Source organism: Trinickia sp., from assembly GCF_057351765.1.
In genome coordinates, this window is the sequence record NZ_JBMRBK010000073.1 from 17,306 (window position 1) to 38,049 (window position 20,744).

The following is a 20,744-nucleotide window of genomic DNA, read 5'->3' on the forward strand; positions in this document are numbered from 1 at the left end:
GAGCCGATCGCCGCGCACTTGGCGGCGGGAGGAGCACGGTTCGAAGTAAATCTTCGGTGCCGCCAGCGTAGTGCCCGCGGCTGCGCCGCGGTAGGCAGCCGGCGAAAAGCCGCGGCACTCGGCGAACGCTGTACGCCGTACTCGCGAGGAGGGCGTTGAAGCAGCCGCGCCGGGCGCGACCGGATCGGTTCGAGCGCGCGTTTTCACGCGATATCATCCCGTTCGAACCGCCCATAGTGCAATGAGAGCATCGGCAGAACGATCAGATTGAGCGCGGTGGACGTAATCAGACCGCCGAGAATCACGATTGCCATGGGTCCCTCGATCTCGTTGCCGGCGGCGCCGCTCGTGACGGCGAGCGGTAGCAACGCCAGCGCAGTGACCAGCGCGGTCATCATGATCGGAACCAGCCGTTCCGATGCGCCGCGCACGGCGGTCTCGACGTTCCATGGCAAGCCGTCGATATGTACCAGGTGCTCGTAGTGGCTGATGAGCATGATCGAATTGCGCAACGAGATGCCGAAGAGCGTGATGAAGCCCACCATGCTGCCAAGCGAAAGATCGGCGCCCGTCAGCAAGACACTCAGGACACCGCCCACGAGTGCGAACGGCAAGTTGATCATGACGAGCAGCACCGCGCGGCGGCTTTTGAGCGCGAGGAAAAGCAGCAACGTGATGCCGATCAGCGAAATCGAGCCGTAGGCGAGAATATCCCGCTGAGCTCGTGCGCGCGCCTCGCTCTCGCCGCCGAACACGGCGTAGGTGCCCGGTGGCATCCTGACTTCGCGGCTCACGCGGGCCTGCGCCTCCTTCACGAAATCGCTCACCGGCCGGCTGCCGAGATCGACCGATATGGTTTGCATGCGCCGTCCGCCGTCATGCGCGATTTGATAGCGGCCCGAGACCTCGCGGATCGTTGCGACTGCCTGCAAAGGCACGGCCAGTCCCTCTGCATTGCGTACCCTCATGATGCGGAGATCCGAGACCGTTCTGCGAGCTGCCGGTGCGAGTTGCACGACCACGTCGTAGGTTCGGCTGCCCTCATAGATCTGCGATACGGTGGTGCCCTGATAGGCCGCCTGAATCGCGTCGAGCACATCAACCGGCTTGAGGCTCCATCGACTCAATTCGTCGGGCTCCAGCCTTACGTCGAACTGGGGGATGCCAGATGGCGATTCCACCCGGACGTTCGCCACGCCCCGAATCGTTCCGATGACGCGTGCAATGTCCTCCGCTGTTCGATCGATGACATCGAGATCGTTGCCGAAAACATTCACGACGACCGGTGCCGTCGTGCCAGAAATGGTTTCGTCGATGCGTTCGACGAGAAACGTGTTCATTGAAGTGGTCAAACCGGGGAAGCGTGTGAGGGTTTGGCGAATCCGGGAGAGCGTTCGATCTCGATTGGCTGCGCTCATGGGATCGAGATCGACCTCGAACTCGGACAACTGCACACCGGCCGGATCGACGACGCCGTAGGCGCGGCCGGCCCGCTGTGCCACGAGGCGCACGCCCGGCACCTGCATCAATGCTTGGGACACGAGCGTACCGACGCGCATCGATTCTTCGAGCGATGTGCCGGGAGCAAGGCCCATATGAACGGTGTAATTGCCCTCGCGCAATTGCGGAATGAAGTTGCCGCTCATGAACGGCAGCGTCGCCAGAGCAGCGACGCACAACAGTGCCACGACCGCCGTGACGGTCTTCACATTCTCTTCGACCTTTTTCAGCAGCGTCGTGTAGCGCGTTTTCAGCCGGGCGATCAGGCGTGGCTCGCGTTCAGGTAGCGGTCCGCGGCTCAGCAACGCCAGGGCCATTGCCGGCGTAAGCGTCAGCGCCACGGCAAGGGAGGCCAGGACGGCGAGAATGTAAGCCACGCCGAGCGGAGCGAAGAGTTTTCCGCCCACGCCGGTCAGCGTCAGCACGGGCAGGAAAATCAACATCACGATGAAAGTCGCGAACACCACGGCACTGCGGACCTCGAGCGAGGCGCGCAGTACCACTTGATGCGCCGGAAGCGGTACCGGCAAGGTGCGATTGATCCGCAATCGCCGATAAATGTTCTCGACGTCGACGATTGCGTCGTCAACCACTTCGCCGAGCGCGATCGCGAGGCCGCCGAGCGTCATCGTATTCAGGCTCACATCGAACGAGGTCAGAACGATGACCGCAACGAGCAGCGAAATCGGAATGGCCACTGCGGAAATCGCGGCGGTGCGCACGTTGAGCAGGAACAGAAACAAGACAGAGATCACGAGCACAGCCCCGGCGATGAGCGCCGCACGCAGATGGCCAATCGCGGCCTCGATGAAGTCGGCAGGCCGAAAGACGTTTGCGGTCACCTTGATGCCTTCGCGCGTCAGCTCGGGTTCGAGCGCGGCGAGCTTGCTTTCGATATCGCGCGTGACTGCCATCGTGTTCGTGCCGTACTGGCTTTCCAGCTGCAACATGATGCCGGGCGTGCCCATGATCGATGCAGCGCCCACGGACGGCGCGGTACCCCAGGCGACATTGGCGACGTCGCCGAGACGGATCGCCGCCCCGTTACTGGAGCGCAGCACGACACCCGCCAGCTTGGAAGGCGTGGCGATCTGACCGTCGGCATTCACGGCGATGCGCTGGTTGTCGTTTTCGACGAAGCCCGCACCCCGTACGCCAGTCGACTGCCGAGCCGCGGCAATGACATCCTGGAGCGATAGTCCGTAGCGCATCAGCTTCGCCGGATCCACCTGAATCTGCATTTGACGAGGTGCGCCGCCGAATACGATGACATCAGCCACGCCTGGCACGCTGAGCAACTGCGGCGTTACCGTCCATTGCGCGACGTCGTAGAGCGCTATGAGGGAGCGCGTTTTCGATGTCAACCCGATCGTCCGCACGACGCTCGTCGTGGTCGTGAGCGGCAAAAGCCGCGGTGGGCCAACGCCGGCGGGAAGGCTGGCGGAAAGGCCGTTGATACGCTCGGTGACGAGCTGCCGTGCCTGCATGACATCCGTACGATCGTTGAAGACGAGCGTGATCGCCGATAGGCCTTGCATCGATCGCGAACGCATCGATTGCAGACCGACCATGCCGCCCAGGGCATTTTCGATCGGCTGCGTCACGAGCGCCTCGACCTGTTCGCTCGTCAGGCCCGGTGCCTCGGCTTGGACCTGGCTCATCGGCGGGGCGAATTCGGGAAACACATCGAGCTTCGCGCGCGTCAGACTAAAGAGGCCGTAGCCGGCGACGACGACCGCGAGCGCATAGATGACGCCGCGAAAGCGCAGCGAGAAGCGGATGATCGCATTGAGCATGGGAAGTGAGGTCGCGTGGACAGGCCGTGAACGTGGAGAAGCCAATCAGTCGTCGCACTCCGGCGGGTCCTTGCATGCCGTAGCGATGCCCTGAGGCTTGAGCTCCTCCGAGAGCAGTAACTGAGCGCCTTGCGTGACGATTTGCTCGCCCGCGCGAAACCCCGAAGTCACCACGAAGCCCTGGTCCCGTTCGTCGTCGCTCGACACGTAGCGCCGCGTGAAGCGATCGGGCGATGTGCGCACATAGGCCCAGGTTTGGCCGCCATACCAGACCACGGCCTGTGCCGGAATCAGCAGGCCCGACACCGTATGGTCCGACATCGACACGTTTGCGCTCGTGTGCAGACCGGCCGGGAGCATCCGCTCGGTGACGTAGAGCCAGGGGCTGCCTTGCACGGCGGGGTCGGCAAGCGCGGAGGCGGACAGCCTGTGCGCCTGTACTGGCTGCCCATCGGGAAGCTGTACCGCGATCTCGACCGGTGCGGTGTCGCCGCCGCTTGCGGGCAAAGTCACGCGCAGCACGGCCGCCCGACCTGACTGTAATCGCTCGAACAACGCCGATGCCGGCGCGGCTGCCGCGTTTGCGAGCGCGTCGCCGAACTGCTGCCGCAACGTTGCATCGAGCCCCGCGAGGGCCGCCCTGGCCGACTGCAGCTTGGCTTCATCGGCCTGCATGGCCGAGCGCGCATCCTGCAGGCTCTTTTGCGAAATATTGCGATCGTCGGCGAACAGGACGCGGCTGCGTTCGTATTGCGCCCGCGACGCGGCCGCCTGTCCCGTGAGCGCGTCGAGGTCCGCCTTCGCGGTTGCGCGGCGATCATGCAAATCGTAGAGCGGTTGCAAATCGATGACCGTGGCGTAAGCGCTGATATACGATCGCTCGGTGACAGCAGCAAGCGGGGAGACCGCGATATGGCTTGCTCGCTGGATGGCGGGCCGAACGATCACGACGGTTTCGCCATTCACGATCTGCACGGTAGGGTGCTCGGCCGATTGTTTGGAGGGAGCGGTCATGGAGGCACCCTGAGCGGCGAGCGTCCTGGAGATGTACCATCCGGCGCCGCCCGCCAACGCGAGTGAAATCAGTAAGATAAGTACGAGTTTGGGTTTCATGGCGGCATCGCTTCATTCGGACTGCGGCTTGCCGCTGCGTGCGCGAGGGGCTGCTGCAGTGCGTCTTCGAGCGCGCCCACGGACCGCTGAACCGCGATGAGCGCATCGAGGCGGGAGAGTTCGCTGACTTGATAGTCGGCCAGCGCCTGAGTGTAGGTGAGACGGTCTGCGTCGCCGGCTGAAAACGCCGCGTGCCGAGCCTCGAGCTGTTTGCGGGCGTGGGCCAGATGCGCGTCGGACAGCCGCAGCGCCTGGAGACTCGCCTGGTAATGCGCGAGAGCGTGGTCGAGATCGCCGAGCAGCGTGTCTTGCACCGCGGCCGTGCGGGCGGCCGCTTCCTTGCGCTTGGCCTCGGCTTCGCGAATGCCGCCTTGATTGCGATCGAAGATCGGCAGTGTGATGCCGGCCAGGCCGAAGGCGATCTTGTGCGTGCCCGTGTCGTACGTATAGCCGGGCCCGAGGTGAATGTCGGGATACTGTTTAGCTACTTCGAGCTGAAGCGCGGATTCGGCTGCGGCGTAGTCGGCAAGCGACGCGAGCAGATCGGCGCGATGGAAGATGGTGTCGCGCCGCGCTTCGGCCGGAGGCAGGGCAGCCGGTGCGGTACCGAAGGTTTCGAGATCGACCTCGACGCCGTCGAGTGCTGCGATCGGCAGGCCGATGGCCGCCGCGAGCTGCGCGCGCGCGTCCTCTTCGGCGCTGCGTGCGGCGGCCAGGTCAGCTTGCGCTTTGGTATCGGCGAGAACCGCTGCATCGACGTCCGGCTGCGAGAACTGGCCCGCCGCGAGGCGCTTCGTGCTCATTTCGGCGATTTGCCGCTCAGCTGCGGCCGTCTTGTTCAGGAAGCCGCTCTGTTCGCGTGCGGCATAAAGCGCAACGAGGGCTGCCCATACACGCGATCTGACCTTCCATGCTTCATTGGCGATATTCAGCCGCGCAGCTTCCGAAAGGTGCGACGCTTGATCGACGCGATATCCGCGTTTATGGGCAGTCTCGATCGGGATATCGAGTGCGGCGCCGAGGGTAAAGGGAGAACCGGGACCCGGGTTGGGCGCGTTGTACTGAAACGGCAATTGGAGCACGGGATTGGGCACTGCATCGGCCACTTCGATGCCGGCTTTCGCCGTTTCCCACTGCGCGCGCGCCACGTCGAGCGCGGGGCTGTAATAGAACGCCGCGAGGGTCAGCGTTTCGGGGGTCCAACGCGTGGGCGGCCACGGAGCGATATCACGGCCCATCTCGCGGCTGACGTATGCGTGCAACTGTTCGCTTGCGAGCGAGCGCTGCTCGAACTGCCGGGCGAGCGCGGCCGGTGCGAGTGGCTGTGCGTGATACGCCGCGCAGCCGCTCAGCATCGCGAACGTCATCAGTAGTACTCGGCGCATTCGTGCATCCGTCGGTGCTGCCGCTCGGATTCAAACCGCGGCTACGGATGTCGATGCTACGCGGCGCCTTGTGAAGTTTTTGTCAATAAAGGGCTGCATCGCCGCCTGGCTGTATCGCTGCGGAGTCGGCTTGCGGCAGACGCAACGACACGCGGGTGCCGCGCCCCGGCTCGCTCGTCAGTTCGACGGACCAGCGGTACCGGTCACAGATCTTCTTGACGATCGACAGGCCGATTCCGGCGCCGCGCGCAGTGGGTTCCTGCGCGGCGGCCTGATAAAACCGATCGAACACGTGCGGCAGTGCCTGTGCCGGGACGCCGCAACCGGTGTCGTCGATATGCAGCCAGCCGTCGCCATACGAAAACCGGATGCGCCCATGCTCGGTGTGCCGCACCGCATTGTCCACCACGTTGGAAAGCACGATCGCGAAGGCCGACCGATTGGCTAGGAGGCGAACTCGCCGATCGACATCGATGACTGTCTTCAATTCCTTTTCGGCCAGGCGACCGGCAAATGGCATCAGCGTCGACTCGATAAGCGTCGCCACGGCCACCGGCTCCGCGTCCTGCTCCGTTTCTTCTCTGGCGAGCATCAGCAAGGCGTTGACGGTTTCGCGCATCGTGTCCGCGGCCCGTTCGATTTGCTGCAGCCTCGTGCGCGATTTGCCGCTGATCGACGCGTCATGTTCGAGCAACTCGCAACTCGTCTTGATCGACGTCAGCGGCGTGCGCAGTTCGTGGCTCACGTTGCCCGTGAATGCCTTCTCGCGTTCGATCATCTCGGCCATGCGTCGATGATAGTCGTTGAAGGCGTCGACCAATCCGACGAGCTCCGTTTCGTCGTATTTACCAGGGTGGATCGGCGCCGAGCGACCGAGTTTGAGCGTCTTGACTTGCCGTGCGAGGCCTGCCACTTGCCGTACCAATAGTCCCGACAGGCCATACGACAGCCAGATCGTCAGCAACGCGAAGAGGCCGGTGCCCGCCATCAGGAAGTCGATCGCTTCCTTGAAATGCTGCTCGTAGATACTGAAGTTGTAGATGCGGTAAAGACGGGCCCTACCGAAAGGCGCGATCGCGATATGGATCTCCCGCCCATCGACGATGATCTGATGAATGCCGATCGGCAGAGCCTTCATCGGAGCCGTCAGGGCGGCAGAAGAGCGATCCGGCGCGGATACGTATCCGTCAAGGCGTGCATCGAAGGGCGGGAGTAGCGTTGGATCGGCATCGTAGCTCTTGAGGACATTGGCCATGTCGTCACGGATCAGTGCCGAGATCAGCCTTTCTTCCTGAGCTTCGGCGAGCGTCCTGACGCCGAACGCTTGCGCGAACAGCAATGCGACGATGAGCGCCGAGAAAGCAAGCGCGACCTTGAAGCGCAAGCTACGCCGCATGACTGTCGCTCGCGGAAAGTCGGTACCCGAGGCCGTGGACCGTTTCGATGAGATCGACTTTTCCAGGTTCGCTCAACGCTTTACGCAACATATAGATATGTGCGCGCAGCGTGTCGCTGTCAGGAAGCGCTTCGCCCCATACTTCCATTTCGAGTTCGCTGCGGCTGAACACACGGTTGGGGGCCTGCATGATGATGCGCAAAAGGTGCAGGCATTTGGGCGGGAGCCGGACGGGCCTGCCGGCGCGCTGGACGGTCATCGTCGACAGATCGAGACGCAGATCGGCGAAGCTCAGCTCCATCGTTGCGACCTGGCCTCGATAACGCTTGACGAGGGCGCTCAGTCTCGCGCCCACTTCCTTGAGCGAGAACGGTTTGACGAGGTAGTCATCGGTGCCTTCCGTGAACCCCTGCAGCTTGTCCTCGAGCGTGTCTCTTGCCGTCAGCATGAGGACGGGCGTGTCGCGGTGGGCCTCCGTGCGCAACTTGCGACACAGCGTCAACCCGTCGATGCCCGGCAGCGACAGGTCGAGCAGGATTGCGTCCCACACTTCGTCAAGCGCCATGCGCAACGCTGTGTTGCCATTGGACGCGATATCGACGTCGTACCCGTCGCTTTCCAGATAGTCGTAAAGGTTGGCGGCGATCGCCGCATCGTCTTCGACAATGAGTACTTTCATACCGGGCCGCCTGCTCGTCTTCCCTTTGAAGCAAGCATCGCACAACTGCCTGTTTGCCGCACTACCCGTTGCCGCCGGCCGACAATTCGGCCCAATCGAGCTCTTGCACGAGCGTGCGGTAGGCCTGGTCGCCGATGACTTCCTCGTTGCGAAGGTCGATAACCTTGCGGCGCGCAGCGTCGATCGCCTTGCGCCTCAGTGGGCCACCGGGCACCTCGTTCAGCGGTTTGCCGTGATCGTGGCTCGCGTTGAGCTCGACGACGGCTTGATACTCCTTTCTGAGCAATTTCGCGTGCATGGAGTCGTCCGCTTCGATCGAATCGAGCAGTGCCTGATAGATCAAGGTCCGGCCGGTTCGCACCTCTTTGGCAACGGGATCGTCGTCGGACAGCTTCAGCAGCCGGATGATCGGTTTCATCGTGAGGCCTTGAAGCACGAGGGTCCCGAAGACGACCACGAACGCACACAGCAAGATGATGTCGCGGTAGGGAAACGGTGAACCGTTGGGCAGCGTCTGCGGAACCGCGAATGCCGCGGCAAGCGTCACGATGCCTCTCATTCCCGCCCATGAGACAACGAGCCCGGCTCCCCACGAGCGGTTCTTGCGCGTCACGGGACTGGCCTTCCGGTTCTGAAACATCACGAGCGCGCTGTAGCCCATGACCCACAGGAACCGCGTCGCGATGGCCACGCCGAGTACGACGATCGCGGCAACGACGGCATCGATGCGCGGGGTGCCCGTCCCACTGCCCAGGCGCTCCCAGATCGGTCGCAGCTGCATGCCGATCAATACGAATGCGAGTGCGTTCAAGACGAAGACCACAGCCTCCCAGACTGCAAGGATCGGCACACGCATGCGCGCAGGGATGCGCGGACCGCCGCCGCGCGCCATTGTCATCGCGAACGCCACCATCGTCAAAATGCCGGAGAGGCCGACTTTTTCCGCGAGTATCCAAACGGCGAAGGTGAAAGCGAACTGCAGGATCAAAGAGATGGCCACATGGTCCGAGGCGGTCGTGATCGGTCGCAAGACGATTGCCAAAACGATCCCGGCCGCGATACTGCCGAATACCGTCAGCAGGAACATCGGCATGTAATCGCCGAAGCTCAGCGGTCCCGCAACAAGGGTGGTCAGCGCGAGTCGGTAGATGAACAGAGCGCTTGCATCGTTGAGCAGGCTCTCGCCTTCGAGCACATTCAGCACCCGTTGCGGCAGTCCCACCTGGCGCATGACGGCAGTTGCGGCTGCCGCGTCGGGCGGCGCCACGATGGCGCCCACGGCAACCGCGATGGCCCACGGCATGCCCGGCATCAGCCAGTGACAGGCCAGCGCCACGCCGAGGACGGTGGTACCCACCGCGGCGATCACGAGCCCGGCTACCGGGCGCCAGTTCGCACGAAGGTCCCGAAGCGATGTGTCATAGGCGGCGTCCAGCAGAACCGGGGCAACGAACAGGGCCAGCGCCAGTTGCGGGTCGAGCGTCCATCTCGGGCTGGCGGGCAGGAATGCCACGCCCGCGCCCCCGAGCGCGAGCAGCGTCGGGTACGGTGCACCGATTCTGCGAGCCAGTTCCGCCAAAAACGCCGCCGCGATCAACAGTACGATGATCCATTCAAACGTTTCCACGACTCAATTCCTGTTATCGGCCGAATCGAAGTCTAGCGCGAGCGCGAGTGGGTTCGTAAAGAAAGGTTCGTCAGATTGCCTGAGCGGCGGAAAACGGTGAACATGGCAGGAAGGTCGCCATTCATGCGGACGGAACCGATCGAGGTGGCCCAGATTGTGGAACCGTTCTAGAGACGGAATGTGTGCAGCGTTGCCGCTTGCTCTGGGTAGTCCAGAAAACCTATAAATATCCATGGGTCGGCGCGCGCATGCGCATCGTTAGAATCGAGAGGTTCTCATTCGCCGGGCCATCGGACATGAAACGCATCGTTGCCCTGCTGATGGTGTCCTTTGTTTCCCTGAGCGGGATCGGTATAGCAAGACGAGGGCGGTTGTCCTTATGAACAAACGAATTTATCTCGCCTGCCTGGCGCCGTTATGGTTTGCAGGGGCAATGTGCGCGAATGCGGGCACGTCCGGCTCGGTACAACTGCGGGCACCAGGCGTGCTCTGCGATCGATTCATGTGTGCGGACGACAAGGGCATTTCACGCTCGTTGACCGAGCGCTACCTCGGTGCGCACGCCGCGGCGAGGCTTTTTTCGCAGGGCGATTTCAGCCTCACCGAATTCACGTTCGCCAACGGTATTTTCTGCGATGTAAAGGAGCGTGTCTGCCGCATCAATCGCTACTACGGCGAAAATGGCAAGCGCAGCGGCGCGATCTCGAAAAAATACACGGCGCTGTTATTTGGCAAGTGACGTTCAATTCCGCGGGTGCCGGAACGGAGCGGGCGCACGGCGCCCACTCGCATTCAAACGAACGATGACGTGCGTACGTGCGTCAGGATCCTTCGAGGGGCGCCGTCGGCTTGCGGACGATGGAGTGATGATGGACTGCCGTCCTGGTGGCCTTGCCATGATGCGGCGAGGTCGCGGTCGATCGAGCGGTATCCCCGACCCGATCCGCCTGGGTATCGGAGCGATCGGCGGCACGAGCGAGGCCCTTGTCGCGATCGCCCGAAATCGGGCTGTTGGAATTCTTGATTCCTTCCGCGCTCATATGGCTGGCCGACAAGCCGCCGACATTGCCGGCCGCGCTTCCCATCGCGCTGCCCATTCCGGCACCATGTCCGCCACCAGCGCCGCCGCCACCACCCGAACCACCGCCACCACCACCGCCACCGCCACCGCCACCACCGCCCGCACCACCACCGGCAGCGAACGAGACGGACGATACGGCCAAAGCAATACTGGTGACGGCGAAAAGCGCCCAACGTTTAGTTTTCATTTGAATCCCCCTGATCGAGTGCCTGCGCTCGCATTGTGCGATTTCCCGTCCCCAAATCAATGCAATGTCGTTACCGTTTGTATCCGGAAGCAAACAGGCGGGAGGCCGCGATCGGCGTGCGCCCGCCGAGCCGCGGCCGCGATGCGGTTTCGGGCGGTGCGCCAGCGGCGAGAGCATTCGATACAAATTGCAGTGCAGCATCGGCCGCATGAGCCGACCGCATCGCAGCAAGCGGCCGCTCATACGCGCGCTTCGAGCGCGGAGCGCAGCCGCGCCGGGGACATCGGCAGCGCTCTGAACCGGACTCCCGTTGCATGAGCGATCGCATTGGCGAGGGCTGCCGCCATCGGCCCTTGCGCGGCCTCGCCCACGCCGAGGAACGGTTGCCCCGGGCGGTCGATCAATTCGACATCGACCGCGCGCGGAGCGGACTCGAACCGCAGGATGGGATAGGTGCTCCAATCGAAGCTCGTGATCGTGTGTCGATCGAACGTCGTCTCCTCGAACAGGGTCCAGCTTGCCGATTGCACGATGCCGCCTTCGATCTGGTTACGCACGCCGTCGGGATTCACGATCTGCCCGCAATCGACGGCGCTCACGATCCGTTCGATCGTGACACGCCCGGTGTCGGGCTCGACGCTCACCTCGGCGGCAATCGCACAATACGCCATGAGGTTTTTGTACTGGGCAAACGAGAAGCCTCGGCCCCGCCAGCGCGTCGAGGCGGGCTGGCGTTCCCAACCGAACCGTTGGGCGGCCCGACGAATGACGTCTCGCGCGCGCGGATCGTCGAGGTGGCGAAGCCGGAAGTCGACGGGATCTGCGCCGGCAGCGGCTGCCAGTTCGTCGATGAAGCTCTCGATGGAAAACAGGTTGTGATAGGCGCCGAGCGAGCGCATCGCCGAGACACGGATCGGCATCTCGGGCAGAAAATGATGCTGCACATAGACGTTCGGGATGCGATAGAGCGGAATGCTGTTGCGGTCACCGCCGCCTTCCGGCATCGGGATGGGTTTCGGCGGAGCCGGTGTGAACGGTTTGGCGAGAAACCAGGTTGGCATCAGACGTCCGGCGTTTTCGATGCGGTTATTGTGCGTGTTACTCCAGATCTCGAAGCGCCAGTCGACGATATGTCCCGTATCGTCGAGCGATGCTGTCACATCGGTGATCATCGCAGGCCCGAACGGCTCCCACATGTGTTCCTGTTCCCGCATCCATTGGACGCGTACGGGGCGCCCCGGCAACGCGTGTGCAATCAGTGCGGCATCGGCTGCGACATCGTCGGCACCGTTGTGCCCATAACAACCGGCCCCTTCCACATGGACGCAGCGAACGTGCTCCGGTCTCATCGAAAGCATTTCGGCGATGCCCTTTCGTAGCGGGAAGACGCCTTGTGTATGGGTCCAGACGGTCATCTGCGTTCCGTCGAATTGCGCCAGCGCGCACGAAGGACCCATGGAGCCGTGCGTCAGATAGGGCTTCGTAAACCGTGCGTGCAGGGTCTTTGCGGCGATCGTTGAAGTCGATTTCCGGTTCGCGACGGAAATTTCCTGAGCGGGCAGCTTCAGCAGCGTGTCGTAGAGCGTCGCTGGATCGGGTAACGGCGGCGCTGCCTTCCACGTGGCGCTGGCCGACAGCTCACGCATCGCGACGATGGCTTGCCATTCGTCTTCGGCGGCGACGGCCAGATAGCTGCCGTCACGAATGACGGCGACCACGCCGGGCAGCGACCGGATGCGCGCAAGATCGACCGAGGCAAGCGTCGCGCCATATGACGGTGGCCGGACCACACGGGCGTGGACCATCGCTGGCAGCCGCATGTCCTGCACGTAGCTCGCGCCGCCTGTGACCTTGCCGGGGATGTCGACGCGCGGATAGGGCCGCCCCACGATCCCGAACGATCCCGGATCCTTCGTGGGCTGTCCGGGCATCGCATGGCGATGCAGATCGGTGCCGCTCACGGCTTCGCCGAACGACAACCGCCGCCCGTCAGCCGCTACGATTACGCCTTGTTCGACGACGAGCGAGGCGGCGTCCGCATCCAGCCTGGTCGCGGCAGCTTGAATGAGCAGTTGCCGTACTTGGGCCGCGGCATGGGCGATGGCGGTACCGCTGTCGGCCGTCGAATGACTGCCGGCCGTGTATCCCTCGTTGGGCGTGAGCGAAGTGTCGGCCGTCACGAGCGTGAGGCGCTCGGGGGACACGCCGAGCTCTTCGGCGGCGATCTGCAGGAACGCCGTTCGGATGCCGGTGCCGAGTTCGGCTTTGCCGGTGAATACCGTGATACGGCTGTCGGCGTCGACTTTGATCCAGGCGTCGAGCACGGGAGTCGTCTTGAGACTGCCGGGCAAATCCGGTTCGGACGCGTTGAAAGTCCCGGCTTCCGTCGTGGTCTGCGCCCATATGCTGGCGGCGGGCAGCAGCGTGAAGCCGACCGTGATGCTGCCCGCCGCGAGAAACCGTCGGCGCGACGGACTTTCGATGACGACGCGGCCGCTCATGGCCTGTGTCCCGCGTCGCGGATCGCCGCGAGAATGCGCATATGCGTGCCGCAACGGCATAGGTTCGGCGCCATATGCTCGCGAATCTGTGCCTCGGTGGGCGAGGGGACGCGATCGAGCAAGGCCTGCGCCCGCATGATCATGCCGGCGATGCAGTACCCGCATTGAGCGGCCTGTCGATCGATGAAGGCTTGCTGCAGCCGGTTTGGATGCTGTGCATCGCCGAGACCCTCGACGGTCCGCACGTTGCGCTCGCCTACCGCCGCGACCGGGAGCAAGCATGAGAACACCGGCTCGTCTCCCACGATGACTGTGCACGCGCCGCATTGTCCGAGACCGCAGCCGAACTTGGCCCCGTTCAACTCGAGCGAATTGCGCAGCGCATAGAGCAGCGGCATCGCGGGGTCGATGTCGAGCGTGTGACGCTCGCCGTTCACCGTCAGATCGATCATGGCTCGCTCTTCTCCTTGCGAAGCTTGGCGACGTAGCTTTCGTCGATGCGCCATGGGGCGCCGGTACTGAAGCGTGCCCGCAGAAATGCCGTTACGTCGGCAATTTGCGCATTCGTCAATGTCGCGGAATAAGCCGGCATGTAAAGGGCTCCCGCGCTGTCCTGGTCGCGGATGCCGTGCAAGACGAAGCGGACCGCATTGCGTGGACTTTGCGCATTGACCGCCGTGCCGAGCGAAAGCGATGGGCGGCCGCCATACGCGGACATGGGAGCGGCATCGTCGTGACACGATGCGCACGCCGCTGCGAAGAGGGTATTGCCGCGCTGCAGCTGAGCGGAATCGGCTTGCTCGGCGACCGTCGCCACCGTTCGTGTGGGTGCACTGGGTACCTGTAACGTCATCAGATACGAGGCCATCGCCCGCACGTCGGCCGGATCCGCGAAGGCCAGGGCCTGCGTCACATCGCGCATGGGCCCGGCCGCCATACCGTGCTCGCTCGCGAGGCCTGTACGCAGGTAAGCGCTCAATTGATCGACGCTCCACGGTTTCGGTCTGTGCAGCAATGCGGTCAATGCCGGCGCTTCCCAGCCTTCGACGACAGCGCCTTGGAACGCATGGCCCGCTTTTTCCGCACCGAGGGCGTTCAAAGGCGTATGGCAGGCGGCGCAATGTCCGAGAGTATCGACGAGATATTTGCCGCGTCGTTCGTCGGGGCGGTCGGGAATGCGCTTCGGCTCGGCCGGACGGCGAAGAAACAGGAGGTTCCACCCTGCCATCAGTGGACGAAGCCGAAGCGGAAACACCAGATGGTTTGGCGGCTGGACGGCCCTGACAGCCTCGCTCGTCATCAGGAAGCGATAGACGGATTCGAGATCGACGTCGGTCATGCCCTGAAAATGCGGATAGGGAAACGCCGGATAAAGACGATGTCCATCTCGGGAGACACCGCTTTTCATGGCGCGCGAGAAATCGCCAAACGACCACCGGCCGAGGCCCGTTTCGGGGTCGGGGGTGATGTTGGTCGAATAAAGGGTGCCGAATTGCGTATGGAAGGGGCGGCCGCCCGCAAATGGGGCGCCGCCCGCCGCGGTATGGCAGACCGCGCAATTGCCGAGGGCGGCGAGCCGTGCGCCCGCCACAACAGCGTTGGCGGGCAATGGTGCGGCTAGAGGCGAATCGGACGAGCCGGCTTCGGCGAAGCCCACGGGAGGCGCAACCGCCGTTGCGCACGCGATTGCCGCCGCTGCGAGGGCCTTTTCGCGCATCGTCTCTCCTTGCCGATAGACCGCTCGCTCAGTCTAGACCTCTTATCGCGAGGCCGCACCGATCGCTTCGCCGAGCGCCGCGTTGCCGTAGGCGGCTGATGCGCTCGAATTGGCGTACACGCCTGTCGCGATCGGTTCGATTGAGAAAAATCGTATGGCGATGACGCTCCCGCATGCGCATAGTGGCGAGCCCACGCGTGCCGCAATGCGCCGCACCGTTTCGCTTCCGTGCAGGAGTTTCGCTCATGACTTGCAGTTCCGACCTCAGCCCCTCGATCCGGCCTCGTTCGCATTTCCATGCCCATCGGGGGCGCCTGCTCGTGGCGTTTTGCCTGACCGCGGTCCTGTCGCTCAGCGTTCATGCCGTCATGCTTCAGGCGTTCGATGTGCCGTATCCATCGGCAAAGATCTCGAGTCCGCTGCCCGATATCGTCAATAACGCCATTGCAGTGTGGGTAGCCATCTGGTTGTTCGCGCACATGAGGCGGACGTGGCCGCATCGGTCGCGATCCGTTCATGCCGGCATTGTCTTTCTGCTTTTATGCGGGCTCAACGAGACGCTGCGAGGCTGGTTCATGAACGGCTATTGCACGAGCGCGCGAGGCTGGCTGTTTTTCGCGATCATGGCGGTACCCGCGATGCTCTTCTATGCCGCGACCGCAGTGGCTGCGGCGCTCGTGGAGCGCTTCGCCAAGCCGCGACGCATGTTTCATTGCGCCGCGCTCGCCGCGTCGGTTCTGATTGGACTGGTTGCGTTCCCGTTGGTGTCGTGGGGGAAGGGCGCGGTGTTCGCAGCGTTCGGCGAGATGGTATCTGGCGGTGGATGGTGCCAGCTTCCCTATGGGATCAACGTCTTGGCGCCGGCTTATCTGACGTTCGTCGAGCCGGCGTTCGCTTGTCTGATGTGTTGCGCCTTGGCCTCGCCGTTTTTATGCAAGAACGGGGCGGGGCGAATTGCGCAATTCATATTGTTGACGCTCGCGCTCAAAAAGCAACTGTTGATGGCGTTGTTCTACGCCATATACACTCCACTGCCTTTCGGCGCCGCGCTTCTCAGCATGGGACAGTTTTCCCTTGAAGCGGCTGTATTGGGAGCCGCGACAGCGTTGAGCTGGGCCTACGCGCGCAACGGCATCCCTACCACGAAGCCGGCATCGAGCGGGGTCGCACCGGCGCCTTGATTCGGGCGGCACATATCGTGCAGCAACAGTTACAAGTATGAAATATGCGGCGGCAAGCCCTGCGGTATAGTCCCCCTCATCGAATTACCGTATGACGGACAGGGGTTATGTCATGACTATCAATAAAACGCGCATTGTTTCGGGCCTTGCAGTTGTTGCACTTATCACAGGTGCGTCGAGCGCCGCAATGGCCGCGGATGTCAGCGTGGGGGTGAACATCGGGGTGCCCGCGCCCGTTTATGTCGCCCCCGCACCGGTTTATGCGCCCCCGCCACCGCCTGTCGTCTATGCACCTGCGCCGGCGGTCGTGATCGGATGGCACGGCGATCGTTACTGGGATGGGCGCCGTTATTGGGACCGTGACGACTGGTACCGCCATCATGGCCGTGGTCATGGCCGGGATTGGGATGACGATCACGATCACGGGCGTGGCCATGGTCGCGGCCACGGTCGTGGCCCGTGGTGATGATTGAGCGGGCCCGCATCTCAGACAGACAAGCGGATTCCCGCACTAAGCACGTGTGAAAAAACCGCCCACCGGAGCATCTCTGGCGGGCGGTTTTTCTTTAGAACGGTCTCGTGGCAGCAACGAATCCCAGCGCGAGGGGCGTCACTCGCTGGCGAACGATGCCATCCCGCCGACGACGGCATGAAAACCGCTATCGACATGCATGATCTCGGCCGTGACGCCGCTTGCGAGATCGGACAGCAGAAAGGCTGCGGTATTGCCGACCTGCTCGATCGTCACGTTGCGCTTGAGCGGTGCGTTTTCGGCGACGAACTCGAGGATCTTGCCGAAGCCTTTGATCCCGCTTGCCGCGAGCGTCTTGATCGGGCCGGCGGAAATGGCATTCACGCGCACGCCGCGCGCGCCGAGCGAACCGGCCATATAGCGCACCGACGCTTCGAGAGCCGCTTTGGCGACACCCATCGTGTTGTAGTTCGGAATCACCTTTTCGGCGCCGAGATACGACAGCGTCAGCAGCGAGGCATCCTGCGACAGCATCGGCAACGCGGCCTTTGCGAGCGCGGGGAAGCTGTAAGCCGAAATGTCATGCGCGATGCGGAAGTTTTCACGCGTCATACCATCGAGAAAATCGCCGGCGATTGCCTCGCGCGGGGCGAAGCCGATCGAATGCACGAGACCGTCGATACTGGGCCAGTGTTGCTTCAGCGACGAGAAGAGCGCTTCTATTTGCGCATCGTCGGCCACATCGCAAGGGAACACGAGTTCGCTGCCGAATTCGGTGGCGAACTCGGTAATGCGATCCTTGAAGCGCTCGCCGACGTAGGTGAAAGCGAGCTCGGCGCCTTCGCGCTTGCAGGCTTGCGCGATGCCGTAGGCGATCGAGCGGTTCGACAGCAGACCGGTCAGCAAAATGCGTTTTCCAGCGAGAAAGCCCATGAATTCTCCTATATCAGGTGTGCCTTGCACGGCGGCGCGTAAGCGATCGGGCGGCCGGCGAACGGTTTTTCAGTACAATTTGCGCAATTCTCTCATATCGCCATCCCCGCTCGACCATAGGTGCTTATGACGACAGGTTTGCGACGGACCGCCGCGCTGCGTTGGCTGTTGGTCTTGTTCGGGTTCGCATGCGCGCTCGGTGTGTCCGCCCCGGTCGAGGCCGCCTATGCCATCGCCCAATTCGGTACGCCCAAGTATCCCCAGGGCTTTACGCACTTCGACTACGTCAACCCCGAGGCACCCAAAGGCGGCACGCTCGTGCTTGCCAATCCCAGCCGTCTCACGAGCTTCGACAAGTTCAATCCCTTCACGATGCGCGGCAACGCGGCTCCCGGCATCGGCATGCTGTTCGAGAGCCTGACCACGGGCAGCCTCGACGAGCCGGCTTCGGCATATGGCTTGCTGGCCGACGATATCCGCATCGCGCCCGACCGCCGCTCGGTGACATTTCACATCGATGCGCGAGCGCACTTTTCGAATGGCGATCCGGTGACCGCCGAGGACGTCAAGTATTCGTTCGATACGCTCAAGAGCCGGCAAGCCGCTCCGCAGTTCGCCGCCTTCTATGCCGACATCGCGCGCGCGATCGTCGTCGATCGGTCGACCGTTCGCTTCGAATTCAAACAGGCCAACCGCGAATTGCCGCTGATCGCCGGCGGCGTGCCCGTGTTTTCGCACAAGTGGGGCCTGCGCGCCGACGGCACGCACATACCGTTCGATCAACTCGCGTTCGACAAACCGATCGGCAGCGGACCGTATCTGATCGAGCAGTACGATGGCGGCCATACGATTACCTATCGGCGCGATCCGTCGTACTGGGGCGCGGCGTTGCCGGTCCGGGTCGGAACGAACAACTTCGAGCGCATCACCTATAAGCTCTACGCCGACAGCGTGGCGAGGCTCGAAGCCTTCAAGGCCGGCGAATACGACGCGCTCGTCGAATACATCGCGCGCAACTGGGCGCGGCGCGATGTCGGCAAACGCTTCGACGACGGCGAACTCATCAAGCGCGAATTCCGGCAGCACAATGGCGCGGGGATGCAGGGTTTCGTGTTGAACCTGCGGCGGCCCTTGTTCCGGGACTTGCGCGTACGCAAGGCGCTCGACCTTGCATTCGACTTCGAATGGCTGAACGAGCGCCTTTTCTTCGGCGCGTACACGCGGCTCGACAGCTACTTCGCCGATAGCGAGCTGCAGGCGAGGGGAGTGCCTGGCCCCGGCGAACTCGAGCTGCTGGAACCGTTGCGCGCACAACTCGATCCCGCTGTGTTCGGGCCGATGCCGGTGCAGCCGAGCACGGACCCGCCGAACTCGTTGCGCGGCAACTTGCGCAAGGCGCGCGAATTGCTCGCGCAAGCGGGCTGGACTTATCGCGACGGCGCCTTGCGCAATGCCAAGGGCGAGCCGTTCGTCTTCGAGATCCTCGAGGATTCGGGGCAGGGGGCGTCGATGGAGCCCGTCATTGCCGCCTATATCCGCAACCTCGCGAAGCTCGGCATTCGCGCCATCTATCGAACAGTCGATTTCGCGCTGATCCAAAAACGCTATGACGCCTTCGATTTCGATGTCACGATCGTGCGTTATCCGGGCACGCAGATTCCCGGCGTCGAACAGGTCTCGCGCTTCGGCAGCCGCTCGGCCGACGAGCAGGGCTCGGACAATATGGGCGGACTCAAATCGCCCGCCGTCGATGCGATTCTCAATGCGCTGGTGCATGCGCAGACCAAGGACGAACTCGTGAATGCGGCGCATGCGCTGGACCGGGTGCTCATGCACGGTTATTACATCATTCCCCAATGGTTCAGCACCACGCATCGGATCGCCTACCGGCGCGACCTGCATTATCCGCAGACGCTGCCGCTGTACTATTCCGCCGAGGACTGGATCGTATCGACGTGGTGGCGCGAGCCCGACAAGCAGGCAGGCGCCAAATCGAGTGCCGATAGCGCGCGCTGAATGCGCCGCTAAAACGCGTTGATGTGCATACATGCTGACGGATAACCGATTATGTGGGCCTATATTCTCAAGCGGTTGCTGTTGATGATTCCGACGCTCGTCGGGGTGCTCACCGTCACGTTTGCCGTGATTCAATTCGTGCCGGGCGGGCCCGTCGAGCAGGCCGCCTATGAATTGCGCAAGGGAGCGGCCCAGGAGGGGCAGCCGCCGCCGTTCGGCTTGCGCGCGCACAACGGCGTCGACGCGCAGCAGATCGCGCAACTAAAGGCGCTATACGGTTTCGACAAGCCGCCTTTGACGCGCTACTGGCTGATGCTCTCGCGGTTTGCGCGCTTCGATCTCGGGCAGAGTTACTTCCATCACCGTAGCGTCTGGTCGCTCGTCATTTCGAAGCTGCCCGTATCGATCAGCATCGGTCTCTGGACATTTTTTCTGACCTACCTGATTTCCGTGCCGCTCGGCATCGCGAAGGCCGTCCGCAACGGTTCGCCGTTCGATGTCGTGTCGAGCCTGATCGTGCTGGTCGGATATGCGATCCCGGGGTTCGTGCTCGGCGTGCTGCTGCTCGTGCTGTTCGGAGGCGGCTCGTTCTGGCAGTTCTTCCCCCTGCGGGGATTGGTCTCTGACGATTTCGCCCAGCTCTCGTTCGGCGCGAAGATCGCGGATTATCTTTGGCACATCGCGCTGCCCGTCACGGCATCGGTGGTCGGCAGCTTTGCCGTCGTCACGATGCTGACCAAGAATGCGTTTCTCGACGAAATCAAGAAACAATACGTGTTGACCGCGCGGGCGAAAGGCCTCAGCGAGAAACGCGTGCTCTGGAAACACGTGTTCCGCAATGCGATGCTGCCGCTCGTCGTCGGCTTTCCCGCTGCATTCATCGGTGCGTTTTTCACGGGCAGCTTGCTGATCGAAACGCTTTTTTCGCTCGACGGACTGGGTCTGCTGTCGTACGAATCCGTCGTGCGGCGCGATTATCCCGTCGTGCTCGGTACGCTTTACGTCTTCACGCTGATCGGGCTTGCAACCAAGCTGATCTCCGACCTCTGTTACGTCTGGGTCGATCCGCGTATTCAATTCGAACAACTGGAGCGTTGACGTGGGCCGAGTCCGTCCTCATATCGGGCAAGACGCGCAGCCGCGCAGCGAGATCGCCGAAG

Annotated in this window: 16 protein-coding genes; 5 read left to right on the forward strand and 11 right to left on the reverse strand. The window is 62.9% G+C overall.

Annotated features, from left to right (window positions below):
- Positions 1–203: 203 nt before the first annotated feature.
- From ACO1XS_RS20155 to ACO1XS_RS20180, 6 genes are all read right to left on the reverse strand, one after another.
- Positions 204–3,296 carry an efflux RND transporter permease subunit gene (locus tag ACO1XS_RS20155; protein ID WP_486391530.1) on the reverse strand — a complete coding sequence of 1,031 codons (3,093 nt, stop codon included), beginning with the start codon at positions 3,294–3,296 and terminating at the stop codon, positions 204–206.
- A 45-nt stretch (positions 3,297–3,341) separates the two neighbouring features.
- Complete coding sequence (locus ACO1XS_RS20160) at positions 3,342–4,409, reverse strand: efflux RND transporter periplasmic adaptor subunit (protein WP_331566146.1); 1,068 nt, start codon at positions 4,407–4,409, stop codon at positions 3,342–3,344.
- On the reverse strand, positions 4,406–5,794 hold the full coding sequence (locus ACO1XS_RS20165; protein WP_486391531.1) for a TolC family protein: 1,389 nt from the start codon (positions 5,792–5,794) through the stop codon (positions 4,406–4,408). The genes ACO1XS_RS20160 and ACO1XS_RS20165 overlap by 4 nt, the downstream gene beginning before the upstream one ends.
- Before the next feature lie 82 nt (positions 5,795–5,876).
- A complete protein-coding gene (locus ACO1XS_RS20170; RefSeq protein WP_486391532.1) occupies positions 5,877–7,190 on the reverse strand; it encodes a sensor histidine kinase in 1,314 nt (437 codons plus the stop codon).
- On the reverse strand, positions 7,180–7,869 hold the full coding sequence (locus ACO1XS_RS20175; RefSeq protein ID WP_486391533.1) for a response regulator transcription factor: 690 nt from the start codon (positions 7,867–7,869) through the stop codon (positions 7,180–7,182). Before ACO1XS_RS20175 ends, ACO1XS_RS20170 begins: the two co-directional genes overlap by 11 nt.
- Before the next feature lie 61 nt (positions 7,870–7,930).
- The gene (locus ACO1XS_RS20180) at positions 7,931–9,496 is read right to left on the reverse strand and encodes a Na+/H+ antiporter (protein WP_486391534.1); all 1,566 of its coding nucleotides are present in this window, start codon (positions 9,494–9,496) and stop codon (positions 7,931–7,933) included.
- A gap of 433 nt (positions 9,497–9,929) precedes the next feature.
- Here ACO1XS_RS20180 and ACO1XS_RS20185 point away from each other — a divergent pair, with 433 nt between their 5' ends.
- Entirely contained in the window at positions 9,930–10,235 is a 306-nt protein-coding gene (locus ACO1XS_RS20185) for a YcgJ family protein (RefSeq protein WP_481582677.1), read from the forward strand.
- 82 nt (positions 10,236–10,317) lie between these two features.
- Here ACO1XS_RS20185 and ACO1XS_RS20190 read toward each other — a convergent pair whose 3' ends face one another.
- From ACO1XS_RS20190 to ACO1XS_RS20205, 4 genes are all read right to left on the reverse strand, one after another.
- Positions 10,318–10,764, reverse strand: a complete 447-nt coding sequence (locus ACO1XS_RS20190; RefSeq protein WP_486391535.1) for a hypothetical protein — start codon at positions 10,762–10,764, stop codon at positions 10,318–10,320.
- A 239-nt stretch (positions 10,765–11,003) separates the two neighbouring features.
- Positions 11,004–13,265: a xanthine dehydrogenase family protein molybdopterin-binding subunit gene (locus ACO1XS_RS20195; protein WP_486391536.1), complete on the reverse strand. Its 2,262-nt coding sequence runs from the start codon at positions 13,263–13,265 to the stop codon at positions 11,004–11,006.
- Entirely contained in the window at positions 13,262–13,717 is a 456-nt protein-coding gene (locus tag ACO1XS_RS20200) for a (2Fe-2S)-binding protein (RefSeq protein ID WP_486391537.1), read from the reverse strand. The genes ACO1XS_RS20195 and ACO1XS_RS20200 overlap by 4 nt, the downstream gene beginning before the upstream one ends.
- Positions 13,714–14,982 carry a c-type cytochrome gene (locus tag ACO1XS_RS20205; protein ID WP_486391538.1) on the reverse strand — a complete coding sequence of 423 codons (1,269 nt, stop codon included), beginning with the start codon at positions 14,980–14,982 and terminating at the stop codon, positions 13,714–13,716. The genes ACO1XS_RS20200 and ACO1XS_RS20205 overlap by 4 nt, the downstream gene beginning before the upstream one ends.
- Before the next feature lie 245 nt (positions 14,983–15,227).
- Between ACO1XS_RS20205 and ACO1XS_RS20210 the strand changes: the two genes are divergently transcribed.
- Together ACO1XS_RS20210 and ACO1XS_RS20215 are read left to right on the forward strand one after the other, a co-directional pair.
- Positions 15,228–16,163, forward strand: a complete 936-nt coding sequence (locus ACO1XS_RS20210; RefSeq protein ID WP_486391539.1) for a hypothetical protein — start codon at positions 15,228–15,230, stop codon at positions 16,161–16,163.
- A gap of 112 nt (positions 16,164–16,275) precedes the next feature.
- Entirely contained in the window at positions 16,276–16,629 is a 354-nt protein-coding gene (locus ACO1XS_RS20215; RefSeq protein WP_331566130.1) for a hypothetical protein, read from the forward strand.
- 144 nt (positions 16,630–16,773) lie between these two features.
- On the opposite strand, the gene fabI is transcribed toward ACO1XS_RS20215, so the two are convergent.
- Entirely contained in the window at positions 16,774–17,568 is a 795-nt protein-coding gene (gene fabI / locus ACO1XS_RS20220; protein WP_331566128.1) for an enoyl-ACP reductase FabI, read from the reverse strand.
- Positions 17,569–17,694: 126 nt separating this feature from the next.
- On the opposite strand from fabI, the gene ACO1XS_RS20225 reads away from it, so the two are divergent.
- On the forward strand, positions 17,695–19,584 hold the full coding sequence (locus tag ACO1XS_RS20225; RefSeq protein ID WP_486391540.1) for an extracellular solute-binding protein: 1,890 nt from the start codon (positions 17,695–17,697) through the stop codon (positions 19,582–19,584).
- 51 nt (positions 19,585–19,635) lie between these two features.
- Positions 19,636–20,682, forward strand: coding sequence for a microcin C ABC transporter permease YejB (locus tag ACO1XS_RS20230; protein WP_331566124.1), 1,047 nt, complete (start codon positions 19,636–19,638; stop codon positions 20,680–20,682).
- The last annotated feature ends 62 nt before the right edge of the window (positions 20,683–20,744 follow it).

Bases quoted from the DNA above. Each gene is read 5' to 3' on its own strand.
- ACO1XS_RS20170 (WP_486391532.1), bottom strand. From the start codon at position 7,190: ATGCGGCGTAGCTTGCGCTTCAAGGTCGCGCTTGCTTTCTCGGCGCTC.
- ACO1XS_RS20175 (WP_486391533.1), bottom strand. From the start codon at position 7,869: ATGAAAGTACTCATTGTCGAAGACGATGCGGCGATCGCCGCCAACCTT.
- ACO1XS_RS20205 (WP_486391538.1), bottom strand. From the start codon at position 14,982: ATGCGCGAAAAGGCCCTCGCAGCGGCGGCAATCGCGTGCGCAACGGCG.
- ACO1XS_RS20215 (WP_331566130.1), top strand. From the start codon at position 16,276: ATGACTATCAATAAAACGCGCATTGTTTCGGGCCTTGCAGTTGTTGCA.
- ACO1XS_RS20165 (WP_486391531.1), bottom strand. From the start codon at position 5,794: ATGCGCCGAGTACTACTGATGACGTTCGCGATGCTGAGCGGCTGCGCG.
- fabI (WP_331566128.1), bottom strand. From the start codon at position 17,568: ATGGGCTTTCTCGCTGGAAAACGCATTTTGCTGACCGGTCTGCTGTCG.
- ACO1XS_RS20155 (WP_486391530.1), bottom strand. From the start codon at position 3,296: ATGCTCAATGCGATCATCCGCTTCTCGCTGCGCTTTCGCGGCGTCATC.
- ACO1XS_RS20160 (WP_331566146.1), bottom strand. From the start codon at position 4,409: ATGAAACCCAAACTCGTACTTATCTTACTGATTTCACTCGCGTTGGCG.
- ACO1XS_RS20230 (WP_331566124.1), top strand. From the start codon at position 19,636: ATGTGGGCCTATATTCTCAAGCGGTTGCTGTTGATGATTCCGACGCTC.
- ACO1XS_RS20200 (WP_486391537.1), bottom strand. From the start codon at position 13,717: ATGATCGATCTGACGGTGAACGGCGAGCGTCACACGCTCGACATCGAC.
- ACO1XS_RS20190 (WP_486391535.1), bottom strand. From the start codon at position 10,764: ATGAAAACTAAACGTTGGGCGCTTTTCGCCGTCACCAGTATTGCTTTG.
- ACO1XS_RS20225 (WP_486391540.1), top strand. From the start codon at position 17,695: ATGACGACAGGTTTGCGACGGACCGCCGCGCTGCGTTGGCTGTTGGTC.
- ACO1XS_RS20185 (WP_481582677.1), top strand. From the start codon at position 9,930: ATGTGCGCGAATGCGGGCACGTCCGGCTCGGTACAACTGCGGGCACCA.
- ACO1XS_RS20210 (WP_486391539.1), top strand. From the start codon at position 15,228: ATGACTTGCAGTTCCGACCTCAGCCCCTCGATCCGGCCTCGTTCGCAT.
- ACO1XS_RS20195 (WP_486391536.1), bottom strand. From the start codon at position 13,265: ATGAGCGGCCGCGTCGTCATCGAAAGTCCGTCGCGCCGACGGTTTCTC.